Below are 22442 nucleotides of genomic sequence, written 5' to 3' on the forward strand. Positions count from 1 at the left end.
CCTGGTCGAAGTCGACCACGACCTTGTCTGTGAGAGGAAAACTCTGGCAACTGAGGACGAAACCGCGCGCCACTTCGTAGTCTTCCAGCGCGTAGTTGACGTCCATTTCGACTTTGCCGTCGAGGATCTTGCAGCGGCAAGTCGAGCATACGCCGCCCTTGCACGAATAGCGCATGTCCAGCCCGGCGCGCAGGCCCGCGTCGAGGAGGGATTCCTTGTCCTTGTCCATCGTGAAGGTGGTGTGGTTGCCGTCCATGATGACGGTCACTTCCGTTTCCTGCACAGTATCGGCGGCCAGCTGGGCGCGCGGCTTGTGGGCATTTTTCGGGATGCTGGCGGCGAACAGTTCGATCTTGATATTCTGCTTGGGCATGCCGGCCGCCTGCAGGGCGGCGGAGACGCCCAGCATCATGTCTTCCGGGCCGCAGATGAAGGCGTTGTCGTAGTCTTCGACCTTGATCCAGTGCTGCAGGAATTGCTCGCATTTTTCCTGCGTGATGCGGCCGTTGAACAATTCGATATCCTGCTGCTCGCGGCTCATCACGTAGACGAGGTTCAAACGCTCCAGGTACACATCCTTCAAGTCCGTCAATTCTTCCTTGAAGATGACGGATGACGAGGCGCGGTTACCGTAGAACAGGGTGAAGCGGCTCAGTGGTTCCGTCAGCAATGTTGTCTTGATGATGGAGAGGATGGGCGTGATACCGCTGCCGGCCGCGAACGCCAGGTAGTGCTTGCGGTTGACGCAGTCGAGCGGCACATTGAAGTGGCCCATGGGTGGCATCACTTCGATGGTGGCGCCGGCCTTCAGGGTGTCGTTCGCCCAGGTCGAAAATGCTCCGCCCGGCGTGCGCTTGATGGCCACGCGCAGGGTGCCGTCCTGCACCGCGGAACAGATGGAATACGAGCGGCGCACGTCTTCCGCATTGATATTGGCGCGCAGGGTCAGGTGCTGGCCCTGCTGGAAGCGGAACTGCTGCTGCAGCTCGGCAGGCACGTCGAACGTGACGGCGATGGTGTCGCGCGTTTCGTTGCGCACGTTGGCCACGCACAGCGGATAAAATTTACTCATGCTTCATCTCCAGTTTCTTCGGAACGTGTGCCTGATTTTTTTAGTGGCACTTGAAGTAGTCAAACGGTTCGCGGCAATCGATGCATTTGTACAGGGCCTTGCACGGTGTGGAGCCGAACTGGCTGGTCAGCTGCGTATGCGTCGAGCCGCAGTTCGGGCAGATCACGTCCAGCTTCGGCATGGGCTGACGCTTGACGCCACCCGCTGTTCCTCTACCAAGGCCGCTGATGTCGATCACCTGCTGCTGCGGCGGGGCGATGCCATAGCCTTTCAGCTTGGCCTTGCCTTCTTCGCTCATCCAGTCCGTGGTCCACGCGGGCGCCAGCTGGTTCACCAGGGTCACCTTGGCCACACCGTGGCTGCGCAGGGCTTCCGTGACGGCGTCGGCGATCACCTGCATGGCCGGGCAGCCCGAATACGTGGGCGTGATCGTCACGATGCACTCTTCGCTGCTGACCACGTCGACGGCGCGCACGATGCCCAGGTCCACCACCGAAATGACGGGGATTTCCGGGTCCGGCACGTCGCCGAGCCAGGCCCAGACCTGGGCGGCGTCCAGCGCCGCGGCGCCAGCGGCCGTGTTCATTACCACTCCGCCCCGGGATAGGCGCGCTGCAGGAACTGCATCTCGGCCAGGATAAAACCCAGGTGCTCCGTGTGCGTGCCCTGCTTGCCGCCCTTTTGCATCCAGGCGTCGGGCGCCGGCATGGTCAAGGTGGCTTCGGCGAAAATCTCGGCCACGTGTTCCAGGAAAGCGCGGCGCAGCACGTCCGATGGCGGCGCGATGCCGGCGGCGACCATGGCCTGGTCGACGGCGTCATACGTGAACATCTCGCCCGTGTACATCCACAGCTGGTCGGCGGCGGCCTGCGCTTTCGCGTGGCTGTCCGCCGTGCCATCGCCGAGGCGCACGATCAGGTCGCCGCTGCGGCGCAAGTGATAGGTCACTTCCTTGATCGATTTTTGCGCCACTTCGACGATGCGCGCATCCGTCGATTTCGTCAGTTCCAGCAGCTGGAAGTAGTGCCAGCTGTCGAAGAAGAACTGGCGCATCATGGTGTCGGCGTAATTGCCGTTCGGCTGTTCGACCAGCAGGCAGTTCTTGAAGTCGTGGGCGTCGCGCAAAAAGGCGATGTCGTCCTCGTCGCGGCCCGCGTTTTCCAGTTCGGCCGCATAGCTGAACCACAAACGCGTCTGACCCAGCAAGTCCAGCGCCACGTTGGTCAGCGCCATGTCTTCTTCCAGCGCCGGCCCCTTGCCGCACAGCTGCGACAGCTGCTGGCTGAGGATCAGGGCGTTGTCGCCCAGGCGAAAAAGATAATTGACCTTGTCGTCCATTGCAGGCGCTCCCATCACAGGTTCTTGACTTCTTCCGGCATCGGGAAGAAGGTGGGATGGCGGTACACCTTGCTGTTCGACGGCTCGAACAGGGCGCCCTTGTCGCCGGGGCTGCTGGCGACGATGTCGGCCGCGCGCACCACCCAGATGCTCACGCCTTCATTGCGGCGCGTGTAGACGTCGCGCGCATGGTTGACCGCCATGGTGGCGTCGGAAGCGTGCAGGCTGCCCACATGCTTGTGCGCCAGGCCGTGCTGGCTGCGGATGAAAACTTCCCACAATGGCCATTCTTTGCTCATGTTGCTATCCCCTATCTGTCTTATGTATTTACGCTGCCGCTTTGTTAGCAGCTTGCTTGTCTGCATACGCGACCAAGGCATCGCGGAACCATGCGCCGTCTTCGTACGCTTTGACGCGCGTTTGCAGGCGTTCGCGGTTGCACGGGCCATTGCCCTTCAAGACGTTGTTGAACTCGGACCAGTCGATCTCGCCGAATTCATAGTGGCCCGTTTCCGCATTGAATTTCAGGTCGGGATCGGGCACGGTCAAGCCCAGGTATTCGATTTGCGGCACGGTCTGGTCGACCATGCGCTGGCGCAATTCATCGTTCGAGAACAGCTTGATGCGCCATTGCGCCGACTGGGCGCTGTTGACGGAGGCGGCGTCGGACGGGCCGAACATCATCAGCGAAGGCCACCACCAGCGGTTCAAGGCATCCTGCGCCATGGCTTTTTGCGCGGGCGTGCCCTTGCACAGCGACATCATGATGTCGTAGCCCTGGCGCGCATGGAACGACTCTTCCTTGCAGACGCGAATCATGGCGCGCGCATACGGACCGTAGGAGCAGCGGCACAGGGGAATCTGGTTGATGATGGCCGAACCGTCGACCAGCCAGCCGATGGCGCCCATGTCGGCCCACGACAGGGTCGGATAGTTAAAGATGCTGGAATACTTGGCTTTGCCCGAGTGCAAGGCGGCCAGCAAGTCGTCGCGCGACACGCCCAGGGTTTCCGCAGCGCTGTACAGGTACAGGCCATGCCCCGCTTCGTCCTGGATCTTCGCCAGCAGGATGGACTTGCGTTTCAGGGTCGGCGCGCGCGTGACCCAGTTACCTTCGGGCAATTGGCCGACGATTTCCGAGTGCGCGTGCTGCGAAATCTGGCGGATCAGGGTCTTGCGGTAGGCGTCCGGCATCCAGTCCTTGGCCTCGATCTTGATGCCTTCGTCGATGCGCGCCTGGAAAGCGCGCTCTTCCTGGCCCATGTCGTCGAGGGAACGGACGTTCTTGAGGCCGGTTTCAACCATTTGTGCGTACATGATCTGTCTCCCATGTCTTTGATTTTGCGCAGCAACGCGGTGCGATGAACAGATAATACGATACAAAAAACGATTTGCATACACTTGATATGAATCATTTTAAAATTTCGTATCTTGTGCGGGGTTTTTGTGCGTATGATATTGCTTATGAGAAAACATTACGAAGCGCCACCCGCGCTTCCGGCAAATTATTGCCGCGCTACCCGCGCAGCCAAGTAAACTGCTGCTTTTATTGATTCGACCGCAACACGGCCAGACCGGAACCACATGAAGAACACCCGCTGCACGGCATGGATAGCCGATTTCCTGGAAAGCGACCCACCGCGCTCGAAGTCCCTGGTGATGACCATCTTTGGCGACGCCATCGTGCCGCGCGGCGGCGCCATCTGGCTGGGCAGCCTGATCGAACTGCTGGCGCCATTCGGCGTCAATGACCGGCTATTGCGCACCAGCGTGTTCCGCTTGGCGCAGGAAGGCTGGCTCAGCTCGCAGCGCGACGGCCGCCGCAGTGCCTATACGATACGCCCGGAAGCGCTGGCCCGCTTCGAACGCGCCTACCGCCGCATCTATGCGCCGCTGATCGTGCACTGGGATGGCAGCTGGACCCTGGTGATCGGGCCGGCCGGCAGCATCGGCGCCGCCGAGCGGGGGGCACTGCGCAAGGAATTATTGTGGGCCGGCTATGGTTTGATTTCTCCCGGCATCTTTGGCCACCCGGCCAGCAATGCGGAGGCGCTGGAAGATATCCTCGTGCGCAACGAGGTGCAGGGCAAGCTGTATGTTTGCCACACCACGGAATTGCCGGGCGTCAGCACGCGTCCCCTGCGCGACATGGTGGGCGATTGCTGGGACTTGTCGGAAGTGATGGCCGGCTACGCAAAATTCATCGCCAGCTTCCAGCCCCTGCTGACCCTGCTGCAGGAAGAACCCGTGTTCGATGCGGAGCAGGCGTTCGTCATCCGCTCCCTGCTGACGCACGCCTACCGCCGCGTGCAATTGCACGACCCGCAACTGCCCGTCGAGCTGCTGCCCGAACCGTGGCCCGGCACGCAAGCCTATGCACTGGCACGCGACCTGTACCGCATCACGTATGCGGCTGCCGAGGAACATATACTGGCCACATTGCGGCGCGAGGATGAGCAGGCGGCATCTGTCGAGCCGTGGTTCTACGAACGATTTGGCGGTCTGAACACCTGACAAAACGTCCATGGCGGCGTTGCAGGGCCTGGGCGTACGTTCGTACTGCCTGCGACCCTGCGCCTTGCCCTGAACATTTTTCAGGCGTTCAGGAATAAGTTACTGTCTGCTCACTGTTTCACCACTACTTGCTTGGCACCAGCCAGCAAATCCTGCCCCAGCTTTTCCAGCGCATTGGCCTGCACCAGCATGGTGTCGAGGATGGCGACGTTGAAGGTGTATTCGGCCGGCGTCGTATAGCCGGGGAAACGTATGATGCGCAGCAATTCCTGCAAGGTCGTGCCCTTGCCCAGGTGCGCCAGGGCGTCGCTGAGGGCGCTAACTTTCTTTTCCAGTTCGCGTATGTGTTTGCCGTTGTCGTCCATGATGATCTCCCGTGTCGGAGCTTCCACGTTAGCAAAGCACGTCCGCCGTCGTTTGCGCCAGCACAAAGGCGCCGCTAAAACGGGTATCATCGCGCCATTGCACACGATGCAAAACCCATACGTTTTTATCAGGAACACACATGACCATTAAAATCAGCCAGCAATTCGACGCCGGCGCGATCGAGGTGCTGCGCGCCGACGATGCCCACTCCATCGAGCTGAACATCCGCAAGGATTCCCACGCCGACATCACGCAGTGGTTTTACTTCCGCCTGCAAGGCGCGCAAGGCGAGGCGTGCACGATCCGCTTCATGAATGCCGGCAAGTCGGCCTACCCGGACGGCTGGAAAGATTACCAGGCTGTCGCCAGCTACGACCGCGAAACCTGGTTCCGCGTACCGACCAGCTTTGACGGCACCGTGATGACGATCGAACATACACCCGAAGAAGAAAGCGTGTACTACGCCTACTTCGAACCGTATCCATGGGACCGCCACCTGGCCCTGATCGACAGCGCGCAAGCGTCGCCGCTGGTGCGCCTGATCGACCTGGGCAGCACCGTGGAAGGCCGCGACATGAACCTGCTGGTGGTCGGCGACGCCGATGCCGAGAAAAAAGTCTGGGTCATCGCGCGTCAGCATCCAGGCGAGACGATGGCCGAATGGTTTGTCGAAGGCATGCTCGAAGCCTTGCTGGACCAGGCCAATCCGTTTGCCCGCCAATGCCTGCAAGACGCCGTCTTCTACGTGGTGCCGAACATGAACCCGGACGGTTCCGTGCATGGCAACCTGCGCACCAACGCGGCCGGCGCCAACCTGAACCGCGAATGGATGACGCCAACGATGGAACGCAGCCCGGAAGTGTTCCTGGTGAAACAGAAAATGCATGAAATCGGCTGCGACCTGTTCCTCGACGTGCATGGCGACGAAGGTCTGCCGTATGTATTCGTGGCTGGCAGCGATGCGCTGGAAAATTTCACGCCAGCACAAAAAGCCGAGCAAGACCGCTTCATCGCCGACTTCAAGGTGGCCAGCCCCGACTTCCAGGATGAGCACGGCTACGAAGACGGCCCGTTCACGCCGGAAGTGCTGACCATGGGTTCGCCCCACATCACGCACGCCTTCGGCTGCCTGTCGCTGACCCTGGAACTGCCGTTCAAGGACAATGCCAACGATCCCGACCCGCAAACGGGCTGGAGCGGCGCCCGCAGCGCCGCCCTGGGCGCGGCCGTGCTGCAGCCTATCCTGTCCACCTTGCGCGCCTGAGCGCCAGGGCCGAGCCGGCCCGCTTGATCCCATGCCCCGCTCGCCGGGGCATTTTTTTGCCCGCGCGGCCAGCGTTTGGGAAGCGTGCCGAGGCAGCAGCTGCCGTCTGGCATCGAACCGCTTGCGCCTCAGCCGCCCGCCACCACCATGCTCTCGATAAGGATGGAACCCGTCTCTTTGGTACCGCGGCGCAAGGCGTCGGCACCCACGGCCACGATGTTGCGCAGCATGTCCTTCATGTTGCCGGCGATGGTAATTTCTTCCACCGGGTATTGGATGACGCCATTTTCCACCCAGAAACCGGAGGCGCCGCGCGAATAGTCGCCCGTCACGTAATTGGTTCCTTGCCCCATCAATTCCGTCACCAGCAAGCCCGTGCCCAGCTTTCTCAGCATGGCGCTAAAATCGTCGCTGGCGGCCGTCAGCTTCGAGGTCAGGTACAGATTGTGCGAACCGCCCGCGTTGCCCGTCGTCTGCATGCCCAGCTTGCGGGCCGTGTAAGTCGACAGGAAATAGCCTTGCACCACGCCATCCTTGACGACGTCGCGGCTGACGGTCTTGACGCCCTCTTCATCGAACGGGGCCGAACCAACGCCGCCGATCACGTGCGGGTCCTCAAATATCTGCACGTGCGAGGGCAGCACTTGCGTGCCCAAGGAATCGTTCAGGAACGTGGACTTGCGGTACAGGGCGCCGCCCGAAGTCGCTTGCACATAAGTACCGAGCAAACCGGCCGCCAGCGGCGCTTCGAACAGCACGGGGCAAGTACGCGTGCCCAGTTTGCGCGCGTTCAGGCGCGACAGGGCGCGCTCGGCGGCGTAGCGGCCGATGGCTTCCGGGCTAGCCATTTTGGCGGCGTCGCGCACGGATGAATACCAGTCGTCGCGCTGCATCTTGGCGCCCTTGCCGGCGATGGGCGCCACGGACAGGGTGTGGCGAGAGAATGGGTAGCCGCCGATGAAGCCGCGCGAATTGGCGGATACAAAGTGCGATTGCTGCACGTGCACGCTGGCGCCCTCGCTGTTGGTGATGCGCGGGTCGACGGCGAACGCGGCCGCTTCGGCCCGCTGGGCCAGCACGACGGCTTCCTCGGTGGAAATGCGCCAAGGATAGAATAGTTGCAAGTCGCGGGGGGACATTTCCAGCATGTCGGCGTCGGCCAGGCCGGCGCAATCGTCCTCGGCCGTGAAGCGAGCGATGTTATAGGCGGCGTCCACCGTGGCGCGCAGGGCGGACGGCGAAAAGTCGGAAGTGCTGGCATTGCCGCGCTTCTTGCCGACAAACACGGTCACGCCCATGCCCTTGTCCTTGTTTTTCTCGATCGTCTCGATCTTGCCTTTTCGTACAGAAACGGACAGGCCACCGCCTTCGCTGACTTCGACGGCAGCGTCGGTGCCGCCCGCTTCTCGCGCAAAAGACAACACATCACGGGCCAGTTGCTGCAATTGCTCTTGACTATGGGTAAATACGGAGTCGTTCATGCGCTGTTTTCTTCGGAAAGCCGCTAAAAAGGTTATCATAGCAGTCGTTTACAGTTTACAGGTGCGGCCTACGCGGCCAATCCCGCCTTATCATGCCAAATCCAAACCGGGGAGCTTGCGGCTTCCAATCGACCGAATTCGAACAGGAATATGAACGTCCTTCGAAGTCGGAACTCAAACGCCAGATGACCGTCCTGCAAAAGCTGGGCGAAGAACTCGTCAATGAGGCACGTGACCGCGTCAAGCGCGTCCCGATGCCGGAAGACGTGCGCGACGCCATTCTCGAATGCCAGCAAATCAAGGATCACGAAGGCCGCCGCCGCCAGCTGCAATACGTGGGCAAGAAGATGCGCACCCTGGATGAGGAAGAAGTTGCCGCCATCCAACGCACCATCGATAGCTGGAAAGGCTTGTCGAAAGCCGACACGGCCAATATGCACGCGATGGAACGCCGCCGCGACAAGCTGTTGACGGATGACAAGGCGTTGACCGTCTTGCTGTCGGAAAACCCGGAACTGGACGTGCAGCACCTGCGCACCCTGATTCGCAATGCCCGCAAGGAGCAGGCCGAGAACAAGCCGCCAAAAGCCTACCGTGAAATCTTCCAGATCTTGAAAGAGATCGCCAAGAAGAAAAACGGCGGCAAGAAAGATGCCGACGAAGATGACGTTGAAGGCGAAGACGACGAGTAAAAAAACTGGGGTCAGACCCGGCGGGTCTGACCCCGAAAGTAGCTAAAAACCGGGATCAGCCCGGTTTTTTTACGACATAAACAGGTGCCCCATGACCACGATAGAAGACGAATTGATTATCGGCCTCGTGTCGATCTCGGACCGCGCCAGCGGCGGCGTGTATGAAGACCTGGGCATCCCGGCCCTGGAAAGCTGGCTGTCCGCCGCCATCCGCACGCCATTCCGCCTGGAAAAGCGTTTGATCCCGGACGAGCGCTCGCAGATTGAAAACACCCTGATCGACATGGTCGACCTGAGCCACTGCCATTTGATACTGACGACGGGCGGCACGGGCCCGGCGCGGCGCGATGTGACGCCGGACGCCACCTTGTCCGTGGGAACCAAGGAAATGCCCGGTTTCGGCGAACAGATGCGCCAGATCAGCCTGCAATTCGTGCCGACGGCGATCCTGTCGCGCCAGGTGGCCGTGATCCGCGAGACGCCCGAGCGCGCCGCCCTGATCATGAACTTGCCGGGCCAGCCGAAAGCCATCAAGGAAACCCTGGAAGGCTTGAAAGATGCCGACGGCGTGCAACTGGTCAACGGCATCTTTGCCGCCGTGCCATATTGCATCGACCTCATCGGCGGTCCCTACATGGAAACCGATCCGGCCATCTGCAAGGCCTTCCGTCCCAAATCGGCGCTGCGTCCGGCGCAACCTTTACCTGAGGAAAACACATGAGCACCTTGCTGGAAACCATAGAACTTGACAGCGCACCGAATCCCACCGTCTCCATCATCTGGATGCACGGCCTGGGCGCCGACGGCAACGACTTCGTGCCCCTGGTGAAAGAACTCGATTTGCGCGGCTGTCCCGCCATCCGTTTCATTTTCCCCAGCGCGGGCACCATGCCCGTCACCATCAACAACGGCTACGTGATGCGCGCCTGGTATGACATCCGCGAAAACGACCTGGTGCGACGCGAAGATGAGGGTGGACTGCGCGCCTCGCAAGCCCAAATTGAAGCGCTGATCGCGCGCGAAAAGGCGCGCGGCATTCTCGCCAGCCGCATCATCCTGGCCGGTTTCTCGCAAGGCTGCGCCATGACCTTGCAAACGGGCTTGCGCCACGCGGAACCGCTGGCTGGCCTGATGTGCCTGTCCGGCTATCTGCCGCTGGCCGACAAGACGGCGGCCGAACGCACCCCGGCCAGCCTGGAAACGCCGATCTTCATGGCGCACGGCACGGCCGACCCCGTGGTACCGGTCGGCCGCGCACAGCAGTCGCGCGACTTGCTCACCGGCATGGGTTACAAGGTGGAATGGCACGAGTACATGATGCAGCACTCGCTGTGCCAGGAAGAGATCGACGCCATCGGCGCGTGGCTGAAAAAAGTGCTGGCATAAAATAAAACAGGCGCGGTGTGCGCCGCGCCTGTTGCCTTGCGAAACGCCGGGAACGATCAGTTCGCCGGCGTTTTTTCGTTCCAGATTTTCAGCATGTCGGGCGACGCTTCCGAACGGATGCCATTGTCCGTCAGTATCGATTCCGTCGCCGCCAGCATGTCCTTGCGCGGCACGACGACCATTTCCGCATCGCGCTGCTGGAAGCGGAACGTCAGCAGCTCATCCGTCTGGTCGCGCAGCAAGGCCACCAGGTGCGCCAGGCTGCGCACGTGCACGCCATTGACGGAATCGACGACCGAGAAGAAACGGGTACTGTAGCCATTCATCAGCTTGTGCGGGAAGAAGGGTGCGGCGATCACCACCAGTTCGTCGCGCTCGCTATCGGGCGCATCGCCGCGCCGCGTAGCCAGCGGATTGCCGGCAAACGCCATGCCGCCCAGGATCGCCGGGTTGCCATTCGGCGCCGCCATGAATTCCGTCGTGGCGCGCGAAAACACCATCGGGCCAAAGATGAAATAGGATGGGTAATTGCCCTGCAGGCCGGCGATCAGCATCGGATGCGCGGCCGAGACGGGCACCTTGATTTTCAGGGGCGCGCCCTGGCGCACCACCGTCAGCGGCAGTTCGCCGTCTTTCGCCAGCTGCTGCACCCGGTACTGGAAGCGCACACGGCTGTTGGCATTCAGCTTGACCATGCCCTGGTTGTCGATGGGAAAATCGCCGATATGCGTGATGACATCCCACTCCTTGAGCGGATAGGCCGCATCCTTGCTGGCCGGCGACATCACAACGGCGCCCTCAACACCCTTGGCCAGCTTCAGATAGGTGCGCAGCGCCGGGTTTTCCAGCGTTTGCGTCACGTCGCGCATGGCCGGCTTGCCCTTGGGCGCGCCACTGTCCTGGTCGCGCAGGAACAGCTCGATTTCCTCGTTGGGGATGATGTAGCCGATGTTTTGCGCATTGAGCATGCCGGCAAAGGCCAGGCCAATCATCTTGTCGCCGGCAATCACGGGGCCGCCGCTATTGCCCGGGTTGATGGCCGCATCGATCTGGATGCGCAGGCCGGAGACGGGGAAGTTGTAGCGCACGAATTCGATGCGCGAGACGATGCCCTTGGTGATCGACAATGAGGTGCCGCCCGTCGGATAGCCATATGCCAGCACGGCATCGCGCACGTCGGGCAACACATTGGCGCGTGGCACGGCTTTGTGGCTGGCGAAAAAACTGTCGTCGTCGATTTTCAGCAAGGCCAGATCCATGCCGCGCGAGATGGCCAGCACGGTCGCCGGGATCTTGTCGCCGGCGCCATTGGCCTGGATCTGCACCTGGCTGGCATAGCCGACCACGTGCGCATTGGTGAGGATGCGGCGGCCTTCGATGACGACGCCGGAACCCGTCACCTCTTGCGGCGCGGCCTTGCTCCAGGGTTTATAGGGGTCCGGCCCGCGCAGGGTGGAAAACACCTTGACGACGGAGTTTTCCAGGGCGGAAGCACTGGCGCTGGCGGCCGTCTCGGCGGCAAGTGCACGCACCGTCATCAAGGGGCAAAAAGAAAGGGCCAGCGCCAGGAAGGCGCGGCCCATCAGGGTGGAACACGGACGAGTTTTCATTGAGCTTGTTGGCAATGGAAGGGAAGTAAAATTATATATTGAATAATTTCAACTTCATTACACTTTGTCCATCTTTGCCGAAGAAGTCCTCTAAACTCCTCTCGTCATGCGGGCAAGGGCGTCACGTCCAAGGCCGGCACGGCCGTCTGCGCGCCATTCATCACCATGGCCAGGAAGGTGTAATAGCCGTTGATGCCCATCAAGTCGACCACGCCGTGTTCGCCGAACAGCGCCAGCGCCCGCGCATACGTGGCATCGCTGACCCTTTTGTTCTGCTGCAACTCGATGCAAAAGTCGTGCACGGCTTGCTCGTCTTCTTTGAGGGCAAGCGGCACGCGCCGTTCAGCGATGGCGTCCACGGCCGCTTGCGCGATGCCGTTCTGCACGGCGAGCGGCGCGTGGATGGCCCACTCGACTTGCTGGTCCCACTGGCGCGCCGTCACGAGGATCGCCAGTTCCGACAGGCGCGTGCCGATGGCGCTGCGGTAGCGCAAATACTCTCCCATGCGCTGCGCCGTTTCCATCAGCTCGGGGCTGCGGATCAGCGGCACGAAGGGGCCGTACAGCGCCCCGCGCGGACCATCGATGATGGCTTGCGCGGCCGCGCGCTGCTGCTGGTCAAGCTGGTTCAACGGTAGCGGCGGCAAGCGGTCGATATCGCTACCGGCCATCAGGCAGTCCAGGCGACCACGTCCTGCTGCTGTTCGCCCAGGCCGGGGATGCCCAGGCGCATGCTGTCGCCTTTTTTGAGGAAGCGCTGCGGCTTGCGGCCCTGGCCCACACCCGGCGGCGTGCCCGTGGCGATGACGTCGCCCGGTTCCAGTGTCATGAATTGCGACAGGTAGCTGACGATCTGCGCCACCGTGAAGATCATGGTTTGCGTATTGCCAGTCTGCATGCGCTTGCCATTGACTTCCAGGTACAGGTCCAGGTCCTGCTCATCGATGATTTCATCGCGCGTCACCAGCCACGGGCCGATGGGGCCAAAGGTGTCGCAGCCCTTGCCTTTATCCCATTGGCCGCCCCGTTCCAGCTGGAACGAGCGTTCGGAGATGTCGTTGACGACGCAATAGCCGGCCACGTATTTCAGGGCGTCTTCTTCGCTCACGTATTGCGCGCGTGTGCCGATGATCACGCCCAGTTCCACTTCCCAATCCGTTTTTTTCGAACCTTTTGGCAACACGACATTGTCGTCCGGGCCATTCAGGCAAGTAATGGCCTTCATGAAGACGATGGGTTCGGCCGGGATAGCCATGCCGGATTCGGCCGCGTGGTCCGCGTAGTTCAGGCCAATGCCGATGAACTTGCCGACTTTCGCCAGCGGCACGCCGAAGCGTGGATTGCCGCGCACCAAAGGCAAGGTCTTTTCGTCGAGCTTGGCCAGCTTGCGCAGGGCTTTGTCGGACAGTTGTGCGCCGTCAATATCGGCAATCACGCCGGACAGGTCGCGCAGTTTGCCTTCTTCATCGATCAGGCCCGGTTTTTCCTTGCCTGGACGTCCATAACGAACGAGTTTCATAGTCTTCCTTGGAGTTGATCATTGCCGCTGTGCAGGCTGTCATTTTACCGGATGGTCCGGCACGCCTGCAGCGGTGAATGAAAAACATCGCAAGTCCCGGCAGTTGCAAGGCCGCCAGCACGCCAAACGCCGCCTGGTAGGCCTGCGGCGGATACTGCTGCTGGCTGTTCAGGGGCCAGCAGCCGAGGATCAGGCCAAAGCCCGCCTGTACCAGGAAAGCGCCCGTGAAAATGAGCAAATTGAGGCAGGTGGCCGCCCTGCCAGTCAAGCTGGCCGGCCTGCTTTGCGCGACGATCGCATATTCGAGGCCCGTCACCGTGCCCAGCAAGGTAAACAGCACGGACAGCAACGGCAGGCTGGGCACCACATTGCATGCCATCGCCACTTGCACGGCGACAAACAGGACGATGCCGGCGCCCGCCACTTGCATCGGTTCAATCGCATGCCGGCCTGCCCATTCCGTCAGCATACCCATGCCGATGGCGCCGAAGATGACGGCCGCCATGCCCAGGTACAACAAATACGCCACGTTATCGTCGGACAAGCCGCCCACGTCGGCCAGCCAGCGGCCTATCCATAAACCCTGCACGCCAAAGAACACCGTGTGCGGCAGCAGGATCAGCGCGATGGTGCGGCGAAAACCGGGATCCCGGTACACGCTCCACACGCTGACCTTGTTCACCTTGCTCATGGTTACGGCAGGCGCGGGCATGGCCGGCGACAGCAGGCGGATCAGCAAGCCGATGGCCAGCGCCGCCAGCGCCAGGCCCAGAAACACGCCGCGCCAGTCCGTATAGTGCAGGGCCAGCTTGACGGGCATGGTAGCCGTGGCCGCGCCCAGTCCGCCCACGGCGATCAGATAGCCATGCACGGACGGCAGGCGGGCTGGCGCGATGGCGCACGAGATCGCTTTCACGGCGGCCATGAAACAGCCGCCCAGGCCCGCCCCCATCAAGGCGCGCGCCCACATCAGTTCGGCAAAGCTGTGGCCCCGGCTGAACAGCCACACGCCCAGGGCCGCCAGCGCCAGCAGCCACAGTTGCACCGTGCGGGGGCCGTAGCGATCGAGCGCCATGCCAACCGGCAATTGCACCAGCGCAAAGGCGAGAAAAAAAGCGCTGGTCAGCAGGCCCAGCTGGGCTGGCGTCAGGGCGATGGCCCCCAGCAACTCGGCCGTCAGCACGGCATTCACGCCGCGCAGCAGGCACGACAGGTAATGCCCGAGCGCGAACGGCAGGAACACGAGGCAAAACACGGCCACGCCGGAGCGGGAAGAAGCGCCGGCGCCGTGCATGCTCAGGCGGCCTTTGCCAGACGGATGATTTTATGCGGCACCTGCGGCACAGGCTCATCCGTTTCAAAGAAAAACTTGTCGTGGCCAAAGGCCGGCTTCAAATCGTCCATCCACGTCGCTTCCGCATCGAATTTCGCATAAAACGGCCGCCGCACCCAATCCGGATTACGCGCCTGCAAAAACTGCAGGGCAAACAGTTTTTCGTCATTGATGGTGACGATGCCGTCGATGACGATCTTGCCGGGAAACGCACTCATGGACGGCCCGCGCACCGTGCGCGACAGGCCCGACACCATCTGGTAGGCGGCCTGGAAAATCTCGTGCGCCTTCGCCAAGGGCAACTCGAAATAGCCGCGCGGCCCCGTGTCACGTTCGACGAACATGTAATACGGAATCGCTCCCAGGCGCGTGCCCGTCTGCCACAGCTCGGCCCAGCTTGCCGGATCTTCATTGATGTGGCGGATCAGCGGCCCCTGCATGCGCAAGGTGGCGCCCCTGGAGACGATGCGTTTCACGGCTTGCTGGGCGATGTCCTGGCGCAACTCGACGGCGTGGCTGTAATGGCCCATCACGGCCAGGTTCTTGCCCGCCTTGACGACGCGCTCGAACAGGCGCATCAAGTCATCCGCATCGCGGTCGGACACGAAGCGCTGCGGCCAATACGCCACCGCCTTGGTGCCGATGCGAATGTTCTGGATGTGTTCCAGACCCGGCGCCAGCAGCGGCTCCAGGTAGGCGGCCAGTTGCCGCGTGTTCATGATCATCGGGTCGCCGCCCGTGATCAGCACGTCCGTCACTTCCGGATGCAGTTTCAGGTAGGCGGCCAGCTCATGTGACTCGCGCGCATCGAACTTCATGTCGTCCATGCCGACGAACTGGGGCCAGCGGAAGCAGAAGGTGCAATACGCGTGGCAGGTCTGGCCCGCGCTGGGAAAAAACAGCACCGTCTGCGCATATTTATGCTGCAAGCCGCGCACGGGCGCATCGTTGACCTTCGGCACGTTATGCGTCATCTGGCCAGCCGGGTGGGGATTCATGCCCAGGCGCAAGCCATGCACATAGGCATCAATGGCAGCCTTGTCCTGCTTGACCAGCACCAGGTCGCGCAAGTGCGCGTACTGCTCGGGTGGCAGCATGTCGCGGTGGGGAAAGACGAGGCGATAGATGGGATCGTCAGGGATATTGTTCCAGTCGATCAGCTGATCGAGCACATATTCATTGGTGCGAAACGGCAAGACGTGCGACACCACTTGCACGGCTACACGCTGCTCTTCCGGCAGCCATTCCCACTGCCGCGCCTGTTGAATGGTTTGCCGCGTGTACGGCTTGAACTTGGGTGAAAACGGCTCGGTAATGGGTGCGGACACGATAAGCTCCTTGCCTGTAAATAGCGATAACTTGCATGAAATCAGCCCTACATCGTCCAATTCCAGCCTCTTCCCCCTCATACCAGACCCGCCCGGCATGCTGTGAAAGTCATCATAATTCTTGCCATTCGGAACCAAATTGCTACATATCAACAAGCCGTCGATACGTTGCATGCTGCCTACAAGCAACACCTTAGTTTGTTCCATCGCAATTTGAGGGAAGCGTCGGCGACGTAAATTACGACTTGGCAACATATCCCTCGATATCACAAGGAGCTTTCATGAAACGCTTATTCACGGGTAGCCTGCTGTGCCTGGCATTTGCCGGCGGCAGCGTCAGTGCCGCCGTCGAACCAACGGAAAAAGACGCCATCGCCATGGCCGAACGGGGCGCCGCCTTCATGAAGGCGCATGGCAAGGAAGAAATGATGAAGAAAATCACGGCGAAAGACCCGGACTTCGTGCAGGGCTCGCTATACGTGGACATGCGCGACATCAAGACGGGCATCGTGCTGGCCCACCCCATCAATCCTTCCATCGTGGGCAAGGATTTGACGGATGTACCCGATGCGAATGGCAAGAAATATCGCCGTGAAATCATTGAACTGGCGCAAAAACAGGGCAAGGGCTGGGTCGATTACCAGTACAAGAATCCCACCAGCGGCAAGATCGAACCGAAGACCACGTACATCCTGCGCGTCAACGATGTGGTGCTGGAAGCGGGCATCTACAAAAAATAAGGCAGGGGCGGCGCGCATACACACCGCGCGCCGCCTCCGGTGTGAACAGCCATAGCCAGGAGTCAAGCATGCTCAATCAATTACGCATCGGACCAAAATTATTGCTGGCGCCCATACTGGTCTTGCTGCTGCTGATACTCAGCTCGACCGGCGCATGGTATGGCATGGTGCGGCAAAATGCCTCGCTGGAAAACATGGTGCGGGTGCGCATCACGCACTTGAAGGCGGCCGCCGATGTACTCGGCGAGGCCAGGCAGGTGCATGGCAATATGTACCAGTTGCTGTCGTGGACGAATGGCAGCTTCGCCAAGGCCCGCCTTGATGCACTTGAACAACAGATCAAGGCGCGCCACGCGGCCATCGGCACCCAGCTGACCACGCTGCGCGCCACGGCCACGGGCGCCGAGCGCACTTTGGTCGATGCGGCCATCGCAGCGCTGGCCGGCTATCGCAAGGCCGTGCTGGAAACCATGGAAATGGCGCAGATGGACCAGTCGATCGCCACCAATTCCATGCTCAAGGCGGAAACCCAATTCGGCCAGTTCAATACGCAGCTGGCGCAACTGTCGGCCCTGGAAACAACGCTCAGCAGCCAGGCCCATGCGACGGCCAGCGCCGAGTTTCGCACCCTAGGCTGGAGCCTGCTGCTGACGGTGCTGCTGTCTATCCTCGTTTCCATCGTCGTGACCATGCTGGTGCGGCGCGCCATGCTGGTGGAAATCCGCGGCATTGCCGACGCCGTGCAAGACCTAGCGGCGGGCAAGCTGACGGCCGGCGCGCCCAAGCAGGGCAATGACGAAATCGCCGCCACCTCGCGCGTGCTGGACCAGACCATCGCCCACCTGAACCAGACCTTGCGCACCATCATGGACGCCGTGCAATCAATCGACACGGCCTCGCACGAAATTGCCACCGGCAACCTGGATTTATCGGCGCGCACGGAAATGCAGGCCAGTTCGCTGGAAGAAACATCGAGCGCCATGGAAGCGCTGACGCAAGCCGTCAATGACAACGCCGACAATGCCCAGCTGGCTTGCGAGCTGGCGGGACAAGCATCCACCCTGGCCGTGCAAGGGGGCGCGTCGATGCAGCAGGCGGTGACGACGATGGCGACGATACGCGCCAATTCGCGCCAGATCGTGGATATTATCGGCGTGATCGATGGTATTTCCTTCCAGACCAATATCCTCGCGCTGAATGCGGCGGTGGAAGCGGCGCGCGCGGGCGAACAAGGCCGCGGCTTTGCCGTGGTGGCATCCGAAGTGCGCACCCTGGCGCAGCGCTCGGCGCAGGCGGCCAAGGAAATCAAGACCCTGATCGCCACCTCGGTGACCACCATCGATGGCGGCAGCGTGGCCGTGCAGCAAGCGGGCGACAGCATGGGCGCCATCGTGGCCTCGGTGCAGCAAGTCAACGAGATCATCCAGCGCGTAAAAGAAGCCAGCGCGGAGCAGGCGTCCGGCATCACGGAAGTGAATCAGGCCGTCACGCAAATGGATGATGTCACCCAGCAAAATGCGGCCCTGGTGGAGCAGGCGGCGGCAGCGGCAGCCAGTTTGCAGGACCAGGCCGTCAAATTGTCGGCGGCAGTCAGCGTCTTCACCCTGGACCAGCGCCCCGCCGCGCCGAGCGGCCCTACCGAAGCAGAAGCATTCCAGCATCCGGCCAGTGCGCAGCAGGACAGGCGCGCACTGCACAGCCCGCTGCGCGGCAAGTCCGCCTTGCCCGGCACAAACACGACGCCGCAGCGCCGCCGCAGCTAGGCGGCTGGCGCGCGCATCGGTTTGCTGAGATAGCGCGAGCCGGCCAGCACGAAACGCCACGGCGTGTCCATCGCCTTGGAAATGCCGATGCGCAAACCCGCCTGCACCGTCACCTCTTGTTCGCGGGGCAACAGCATGAACGGCGGCGCATCGAGCGCCAGCCGGTTGTGCATATGCGTGACACCGAGCGCCTGGCACACCTTGCCCGGCCCCGAGCACAGCAGCCGCGCATCGTCGACGCCGCGCCGCTCGCGCATGATGTCGAGGCCCTCCAAGGGTTCGATGGCGCGGATCAGCACGCCCGCGCCATGGCCAGGCTCGCGGCACACAAAGTTCAGGCACCAGTGGATGCCATACGAGCGGTAGACATAGGCGTGCCCGGGCGGACCGAACATGGCCGCATTGCGCGGCGTCATGCCGCCATACGTGTGCGAAGCCGGGTCCAGCCGGTCATACGCTTCCGTTTCCACGATGCGCCCGCCCACGCCATCGACCAGCACCGTCACGCCGATCAGCTGGCGCGCCACGCTGCTGGAATCGTCCGCAAAATCGATACCCGCGAGGATTTTTTTCATCCAGCAATTGTACCGCCACGCATCCCGCCGCACGCCTTGTCCCACCTTGAAAACAAATGAAACTTGCTATTTTAATCATGAATGCCTTCATGGGCCGCGTCGTAAAATGACGAAAATCGCAGCCGGAGCAGGCCAAAACGAGGATTTTTGCGACAAAATATTGCAGAGATGAACTATTGCCGCGCATAAACAGCGATAATCGTCGGGCACTGCGCCAGACGCTCATGAAGCGGGCAGCGGCAGCGCGCGACAGACTAAGCACCGGACACAAAAATGATGATGAAAGCGTGATGATGAGAGCGGCAGCGCAAAAGCAGGTAGTGCAGGAAGATCCGGTTGACGCCCTGATGCGTTCCATCCGCATCCCGCCGCGTCCCAGCCTGCTGGTCGACTTGCAGCGCGAACTGGCGGAACAGGATCCGTCGCCGCGCCGCATCGCGCGCATCATCGCCGATGACGTCGGCATGTCCGGCGCCCTGCTGAAACTGGCCAACTCGCCGTTCTATGGCGCTGCGCGCAAGGCCAAGTCCGTCGAGCAAGGCATCAATTTTCTTGGCATCAACCAGTGCAGCGCCATGATGACGGGCTTGCTGGCACGCCAGGCGCTGGAAGCGGAAGGCGTGGAACTGACCAACTTCTGGGATGTATCGGCCAAACGCGCGCGCGCCCTGGTATTTACTTCGCGCAAGCTGCGCATCGCCCCGCCCGACATCGCCCACACCTTCGGCCTGTTCTGCGATATCGGCGTGCCCCTGCTGATGAACCGCTTTCCCGACTACGTCAACACGTATGCGGCGGCGGCCAACGATGCGAACAATTGTTTTACTGCACTGGAAGACGCGCGTCACCAGACCAACCACGCGGCCATCGGCTGCTTGCTGGCGCGCAACTGGGGCCTGTCCTCCGATGTCTCCTGGGCCATTTTGCACCACCACGACTACACGGTGCTGGCCGACCCGTCCACGGACGACGCTATCCGCTCGCTCGTCGCCCTGTCGCTGCTGGCCGAAAAGGGCATTCAGCGCTACCATGGCAACAGTACCTCGCTCGAGTGGGACAAGGGCGGCGAACTTGCCTGCCAGCATCTTGGCCTGTCGCAGGAAGAAGCCGCCGACCTCCTCGACGAATTGCACGAGATGTTCGATACCGACCATTGATGTATCAGGCGGCCGCGGCCGCCTGTATGATCTGTCCCGGCGCCTGGCAAAGCCTTGGCGCCTGTTTCCGTTTGCCTGACCCGTCTTTCTTAACCTGTTGATCGCCATGCCCAAAAATAAGCGCCCTGTCCCCCGTAAATCCGCCAACACGCCTGAAGACAAGGATGAATCCGTCACACGCATGTTGTGCACGATGGCCCTGAACCTGGCGGAACAGGAAGACAGCGAATCGCAGGGCACGGTGCTGGCCGAGCAAGCCGTGGAATTTGGCCGCCTGATCCGCAAGGCCCTGAATCAAAAGAAGGATGAAATCCTGTACGACGCCATCGAGCGTTCGAAATACGAAGACGTGGGCGCCTACCAGTATTTGCGCAGCCACATCGAGGAAGCGGCCTCCATTTCCGTGATCCGCCGCGAGAATGCCCCGGCCATGGAAATCAACGCCTTCGTCGTCCCCCTGCTGGTGCAAAGCACGGGTGGCCTGAAGGAAGCGGACAGTTTCCAGGACCAGGACGCTTTCGAAGCACTGGTGAAAAGTTTCCAGCAGGCAGAACTGGAAAGCGCCAAGGCCAAGGTGGTCCTGATGAGCCATGCCTACGACCTCGATGAAATCGACCGCATCACCTACAGCCATTTGCACGAAATGGTGCGCGATGCCTACAGCTCGATGACGGACAAGAAAATCGTTGCCACGCCGGGCCTGGAAAGCAGCATCGTCGGCTGGAGCGAAACGGCTTTCGGCCCGCAGGACACGGCCGTCGAACTGCGCTTCCTGCTGGGCTTTGCATTAAAACGCGTGGACGACCCTTTCTATGCGGAACCGAAGGACGAAGCGGCGCTCGACGCCTGGTTCGACGCACGCATGGCCCGCTATCAGCAATGGACGACGGAAGTGGGCGAGCTGGTGAAACGCTGCCTGGCGCCGGCCGGCAACGCCCTGGAAGTGAGCTTCCTCTATCAGGATCTGTTCCATGGCGGCAAGGAACAAGGCATGAGCGAATATGCGATGCTGCAGATGATGTCCGGCATCAACCATGCCTTGGCGGAAAACAAGGTAGACGCTGGCGATGTATCCGTCGTCGTCGGCCCGGCCGATGAGCACGGCGAAATGCTGCTGCGCGTCAATGTCAGCACGGCAAACGGCCAGCTGCTGCACAGCGCCGACAAGCCGCTGGACCTGGCTGCCGACCTGCAGGACGAAGTCGACGACATCTGCGACGCGCTGGCCACCATCGGCGTGACGCAATTGTCCGTGGCGCTGAAATTCGATGCCAAGGGACAGCCGCTGGAAGCGCAGCCGTACGCGCCCAGCTAGAATAGACTTTCCTTCATACACAAGTAAGCTACGATTTTAGATTCATATTGGTCAACCTGAGACACAATAGTGTAGGTTGATCAATATATGATTTTCTCATCGCGGGCGTGACTTCACTCATCGCCTTTAATCTTTACTAGCAGGCATTCTTAGCGTGCGCGCTAGTCTTTATTTGTCATTTCCCGCAATCTTCGCTCTGCCATCTCTGGATGCGCTATCCAATCAGAATATTCGTCTTCCCTTACAAAACTCACAAACCATGGTGAAAACAAAATTCCAGCACACAATAAAAACATAAAGTTAGGAATCCAATGCCACAAAATTGATTGTTTTTCATTCCACCCCAGCAACAATTGAGAAAAAGAATTATCGCCGGCCACTAAATTTATCAACAATAAAAGTGCGCACGAGAAAGATAATTTTGACAACATCACTTCCTCACTATCTCTCTTCCTTCTCTCCTCCTTCGCTGCCTCAATACGCCCAATCCAAAAGCTATCCTTCCCTTTGAGAGCTTCCTTTTCCGCATCATATAATCGGACGTAACCATAACTTAGTTTTTCACGGTATTCCCGATGCCAATCAGTATGGTCAAATATTGCAGGCCATATTTTTGAGTAACGAATTTGCCTAAGCAGCCACTTCAAAATACCCTCCATTAATGGCGAAAAAGCGCCCATGAAAAATACGTAGCAACCAAAAAAAACAATATAGGAACCAGTTGAAATTAATTTATTACCCACAACATCATTGGACAATTGAAAATCAAAATTAACAATTCCGATATTAAAAAAAACCACCAAGACATCATCCATTGCCAACATAACAGATGTAACGAGCAATGCCCATCGATATTGCACTACTCGATCTAACAGTGTTATTGCTTGTTCGGCTCGCCGACTGGAAGACGATTCATTGTCCGACATAAAATATTCCTTACATGGAAAATAATTGAAAGTGAATTCAATACGATCTTATAACTCATAAAA

23 protein-coding genes are annotated in these 22442 nt (G+C 60.4%); 9 read left to right on the forward strand and 14 right to left on the reverse strand.

Annotation, left to right across the window (positions count from 1 at the left end):
* From paaE to paaA, 5 genes are all read right to left on the reverse strand, one after another.
* The coding region (gene paaE, locus HWE17_RS06010) for a 1,2-phenylacetyl-CoA epoxidase subunit PaaE (protein ID WP_176388153.1) at positions 1-1072 on the reverse strand (1072 nt) is incomplete at its 3' end.
* Between the two features lie 40 nt (positions 1073-1112).
* Positions 1113-1658 (reverse strand): 1,2-phenylacetyl-CoA epoxidase subunit PaaD, encoded by a 546-nt coding sequence (gene paaD, locus HWE17_RS06015; RefSeq protein ID WP_176388154.1) that lies wholly within the window; start codon positions 1656-1658, stop codon positions 1113-1115.
* Positions 1658-2425, reverse strand: coding sequence for a 1,2-phenylacetyl-CoA epoxidase subunit PaaC (paaC, locus tag HWE17_RS06020; RefSeq protein WP_255206129.1), 768 nt, complete (start codon positions 2423-2425; stop codon positions 1658-1660). Before paaC ends, paaD begins: the two co-directional genes overlap by 1 nt.
* On the reverse strand, positions 2425-2709 hold the full coding sequence (gene paaB, locus HWE17_RS06025) for a 1,2-phenylacetyl-CoA epoxidase subunit PaaB (protein ID WP_034746356.1): 285 nt from the start codon (positions 2707-2709) through the stop codon (positions 2425-2427). Before paaB ends, paaC begins: the two co-directional genes overlap by 1 nt.
* Positions 2710-2737: 28 nt before the next feature.
* Positions 2738-3727, reverse strand: a complete 990-nt coding sequence (paaA, locus tag HWE17_RS06030; RefSeq protein ID WP_058048221.1) for a 1,2-phenylacetyl-CoA epoxidase subunit PaaA — start codon at positions 3725-3727, stop codon at positions 2738-2740.
* A 267-nt stretch (positions 3728-3994) separates the two neighbouring features.
* On the opposite strand from paaA, the gene paaX reads away from it, so the two are divergent.
* Positions 3995-4924, forward strand: a complete 930-nt coding sequence (gene paaX / locus HWE17_RS06035) for a phenylacetic acid degradation operon negative regulatory protein PaaX (protein WP_176388155.1) — start codon at positions 3995-3997, stop codon at positions 4922-4924.
* Between the two features lie 110 nt (positions 4925-5034).
* On the opposite strand, the gene HWE17_RS06040 is transcribed toward paaX, so the two are convergent.
* The gene (locus HWE17_RS06040) at positions 5035-5289 is read right to left on the reverse strand and encodes a hypothetical protein (RefSeq protein ID WP_035822331.1); all 255 of its coding nucleotides are present in this window, start codon (positions 5287-5289) and stop codon (positions 5035-5037) included.
* A 140-nt stretch (positions 5290-5429) separates the two neighbouring features.
* Here HWE17_RS06040 and HWE17_RS06045 point away from each other — a divergent pair, with 140 nt between their 5' ends.
* Positions 5430-6554, forward strand: a complete 1125-nt coding sequence (locus tag HWE17_RS06045) for a M14-type cytosolic carboxypeptidase (protein ID WP_035822333.1) — start codon at positions 5430-5432, stop codon at positions 6552-6554.
* A gap of 128 nt (positions 6555-6682) precedes the next feature.
* On the opposite strand, the gene pmbA is transcribed toward HWE17_RS06045, so the two are convergent.
* A complete protein-coding gene (pmbA, locus tag HWE17_RS06050; protein ID WP_176388156.1) occupies positions 6683-8035 on the reverse strand; it encodes a metalloprotease PmbA in 1353 nt (450 codons plus the stop codon).
* A gap of 92 nt (positions 8036-8127) precedes the next feature.
* On the opposite strand from pmbA, the gene yjgA reads away from it, so the two are divergent.
* From yjgA to HWE17_RS06065, 3 genes are all read left to right on the forward strand, one after another.
* Complete coding sequence (gene yjgA / locus HWE17_RS06055) at positions 8128-8727, forward strand: ribosome biogenesis factor YjgA (protein WP_034746337.1); 600 nt, start codon at positions 8128-8130, stop codon at positions 8725-8727.
* Positions 8728-8818: 91 nt separating this feature from the next.
* Positions 8819-9448 (forward strand): molybdopterin adenylyltransferase, encoded by a 630-nt coding sequence (gene mog / locus HWE17_RS06060; RefSeq protein ID WP_035822340.1) that lies wholly within the window; start codon positions 8819-8821, stop codon positions 9446-9448.
* Positions 9445-10113 (forward strand): alpha/beta hydrolase, encoded by a 669-nt coding sequence (locus HWE17_RS06065; protein ID WP_176388157.1) that lies wholly within the window; start codon positions 9445-9447, stop codon positions 10111-10113. The genes mog and HWE17_RS06065 overlap by 4 nt, the downstream gene beginning before the upstream one ends.
* A gap of 56 nt (positions 10114-10169) precedes the next feature.
* On the opposite strand, the gene HWE17_RS06070 is transcribed toward HWE17_RS06065, so the two are convergent.
* The 5 genes from HWE17_RS06070 to HWE17_RS06090 form a co-directional block, all read right to left on the reverse strand.
* Positions 10170-11723 carry a S1C family serine protease gene (locus HWE17_RS06070; protein WP_255206130.1) on the reverse strand — a complete coding sequence of 518 codons (1554 nt, stop codon included), beginning with the start codon at positions 11721-11723 and terminating at the stop codon, positions 10170-10172.
* Positions 11724-11827: 104 nt separating this feature from the next.
* Positions 11828-12394: a carboxymuconolactone decarboxylase family protein gene (locus HWE17_RS06075; protein ID WP_176388158.1), complete on the reverse strand. Its 567-nt coding sequence runs from the start codon at positions 12392-12394 to the stop codon at positions 11828-11830.
* Positions 12394-13242 (reverse strand): fumarylacetoacetate hydrolase family protein, encoded by an 849-nt coding sequence (locus tag HWE17_RS06080; protein ID WP_035822348.1) that lies wholly within the window; start codon positions 13240-13242, stop codon positions 12394-12396. The genes HWE17_RS06075 and HWE17_RS06080 overlap by 1 nt, the downstream gene beginning before the upstream one ends.
* A complete protein-coding gene (locus tag HWE17_RS06085; RefSeq protein WP_176388159.1) occupies positions 13187-14536 on the reverse strand; it encodes a nitrate/nitrite transporter in 1350 nt (449 codons plus the stop codon). The genes HWE17_RS06080 and HWE17_RS06085 overlap by 56 nt, the downstream gene beginning before the upstream one ends.
* Before the next feature lie 2 nt (positions 14537-14538).
* Positions 14539-15903, reverse strand: coding sequence for a KamA family radical SAM protein (locus HWE17_RS06090; RefSeq protein ID WP_369681708.1), 1365 nt, complete (start codon positions 15901-15903; stop codon positions 14539-14541).
* A 281-nt stretch (positions 15904-16184) separates the two neighbouring features.
* On the opposite strand from HWE17_RS06090, the gene HWE17_RS06095 reads away from it, so the two are divergent.
* Positions 16185-16643, forward strand: a complete 459-nt coding sequence (locus tag HWE17_RS06095) for a cache domain-containing protein (RefSeq protein WP_034780434.1) — start codon at positions 16185-16187, stop codon at positions 16641-16643.
* Positions 16644-16711: 68 nt separating this feature from the next.
* Positions 16712-18406 carry a methyl-accepting chemotaxis protein gene (locus HWE17_RS06100; RefSeq protein WP_176388160.1) on the forward strand — a complete coding sequence of 565 codons (1695 nt, stop codon included), beginning with the start codon at positions 16712-16714 and terminating at the stop codon, positions 18404-18406.
* Here the strand turns inward: HWE17_RS06100 and HWE17_RS06105 are convergent.
* On the reverse strand, positions 18403-18981 hold the full coding sequence (locus HWE17_RS06105; RefSeq protein WP_176388161.1) for a DNA-3-methyladenine glycosylase: 579 nt from the start codon (positions 18979-18981) through the stop codon (positions 18403-18405). The genes HWE17_RS06100 and HWE17_RS06105 overlap by 4 nt on opposite strands.
* Before the next feature lie 290 nt (positions 18982-19271).
* On the opposite strand from HWE17_RS06105, the gene HWE17_RS06110 reads away from it, so the two are divergent.
* Both HWE17_RS06110 and HWE17_RS06115 read left to right on the forward strand, forming a co-directional pair.
* Positions 19272-20138 carry an HDOD domain-containing protein gene (locus HWE17_RS06110; protein ID WP_035822356.1) on the forward strand — a complete coding sequence of 289 codons (867 nt, stop codon included), beginning with the start codon at positions 19272-19274 and terminating at the stop codon, positions 20136-20138.
* 106 nt (positions 20139-20244) lie between these two features.
* Complete coding sequence (locus HWE17_RS06115) at positions 20245-21453, forward strand: hypothetical protein (protein WP_255206131.1); 1209 nt, start codon at positions 20245-20247, stop codon at positions 21451-21453.
* Between the two features lie 161 nt (positions 21454-21614).
* Here the strand turns inward: HWE17_RS06115 and HWE17_RS06120 are convergent, their stop codons facing one another.
* On the reverse strand, positions 21615-22379 hold the full coding sequence (locus HWE17_RS06120; protein ID WP_176388162.1) for a hypothetical protein: 765 nt from the start codon (positions 22377-22379) through the stop codon (positions 21615-21617).
* Between the last annotated feature and the right edge of the window lie 63 nt (positions 22380-22442).

Origin of the sequence: Janthinobacterium sp. BJB401, from assembly GCF_013372745.1 — a bacterium.
Taxonomy (GTDB): domain Bacteria; phylum Pseudomonadota; class Gammaproteobacteria; order Burkholderiales; family Burkholderiaceae_D; genus Janthinobacterium; species Janthinobacterium rivuli.

What these genes read in the sequence shown, in the direction of transcription:
- HWE17_RS06065 (WP_176388157.1), top strand. Translation starts at nt 9,445, where the DNA reads ATGAGCACCTTGCTGGAAACCATAGAACTTGACAGCGCACCGAATCCC.
- HWE17_RS06105 (WP_176388161.1), bottom strand. Translation starts at nt 18,981, where the DNA reads ATGAAAAAAATCCTCGCGGGTATCGATTTTGCGGACGATTCCAGCAGC.
- HWE17_RS06045 (WP_035822333.1), top strand. Translation starts at nt 5,430, where the DNA reads ATGACCATTAAAATCAGCCAGCAATTCGACGCCGGCGCGATCGAGGTG.
- HWE17_RS06070 (WP_255206130.1), bottom strand. Translation starts at nt 11,723, where the DNA reads ATGAAAACTCGTCCGTGTTCCACCCTGATGGGCCGCGCCTTCCTGGCG.
- HWE17_RS06085 (WP_176388159.1), bottom strand. Translation starts at nt 14,536, where the DNA reads ATGCACGGCGCCGGCGCTTCTTCCCGCTCCGGCGTGGCCGTGTTTTGC.
- paaB (WP_034746356.1), bottom strand. Translation starts at nt 2,709, where the DNA reads ATGAGCAAAGAATGGCCATTGTGGGAAGTTTTCATCCGCAGCCAGCAC.
- HWE17_RS06095 (WP_034780434.1), top strand. Translation starts at nt 16,185, where the DNA reads ATGAAACGCTTATTCACGGGTAGCCTGCTGTGCCTGGCATTTGCCGGC.
- HWE17_RS06075 (WP_176388158.1), bottom strand. Translation starts at nt 12,394, where the DNA reads ATGGCCGGTAGCGATATCGACCGCTTGCCGCCGCTACCGTTGAACCAG.
- paaD (WP_176388154.1), bottom strand. Translation starts at nt 1,658, where the DNA reads ATGAACACGGCCGCTGGCGCCGCGGCGCTGGACGCCGCCCAGGTCTGG.
- HWE17_RS06100 (WP_176388160.1), top strand. Translation starts at nt 16,712, where the DNA reads ATGCTCAATCAATTACGCATCGGACCAAAATTATTGCTGGCGCCCATA.
- HWE17_RS06110 (WP_035822356.1), top strand. Translation starts at nt 19,272, where the DNA reads ATGATGAGAGCGGCAGCGCAAAAGCAGGTAGTGCAGGAAGATCCGGTT.
- HWE17_RS06080 (WP_035822348.1), bottom strand. Translation starts at nt 13,242, where the DNA reads ATGAAACTCGTTCGTTATGGACGTCCAGGCAAGGAAAAACCGGGCCTG.
- paaA (WP_058048221.1), bottom strand. Translation starts at nt 3,727, where the DNA reads ATGTACGCACAAATGGTTGAAACCGGCCTCAAGAACGTCCGTTCCCTC.
- paaC (WP_255206129.1), bottom strand. Translation starts at nt 2,425, where the DNA reads ATGGGAGCGCCTGCAATGGACGACAAGGTCAATTATCTTTTTCGCCTG.
- yjgA (WP_034746337.1), top strand. Translation starts at nt 8,128, where the DNA reads ATGCCAAATCCAAACCGGGGAGCTTGCGGCTTCCAATCGACCGAATTC.
- paaX (WP_176388155.1), top strand. Translation starts at nt 3,995, where the DNA reads ATGAAGAACACCCGCTGCACGGCATGGATAGCCGATTTCCTGGAAAGC.
- mog (WP_035822340.1), top strand. Translation starts at nt 8,819, where the DNA reads ATGACCACGATAGAAGACGAATTGATTATCGGCCTCGTGTCGATCTCG.
- HWE17_RS06120 (WP_176388162.1), bottom strand. Translation starts at nt 22,379, where the DNA reads ATGTCGGACAATGAATCGTCTTCCAGTCGGCGAGCCGAACAAGCAATA.
- HWE17_RS06115 (WP_255206131.1), top strand. Translation starts at nt 20,245, where the DNA reads ATGCCCAAAAATAAGCGCCCTGTCCCCCGTAAATCCGCCAACACGCCT.
- pmbA (WP_176388156.1), bottom strand. Translation starts at nt 8,035, where the DNA reads ATGAACGACTCCGTATTTACCCATAGTCAAGAGCAATTGCAGCAACTG.
- HWE17_RS06040 (WP_035822331.1), bottom strand. Translation starts at nt 5,289, where the DNA reads ATGGACGACAACGGCAAACACATACGCGAACTGGAAAAGAAAGTTAGC.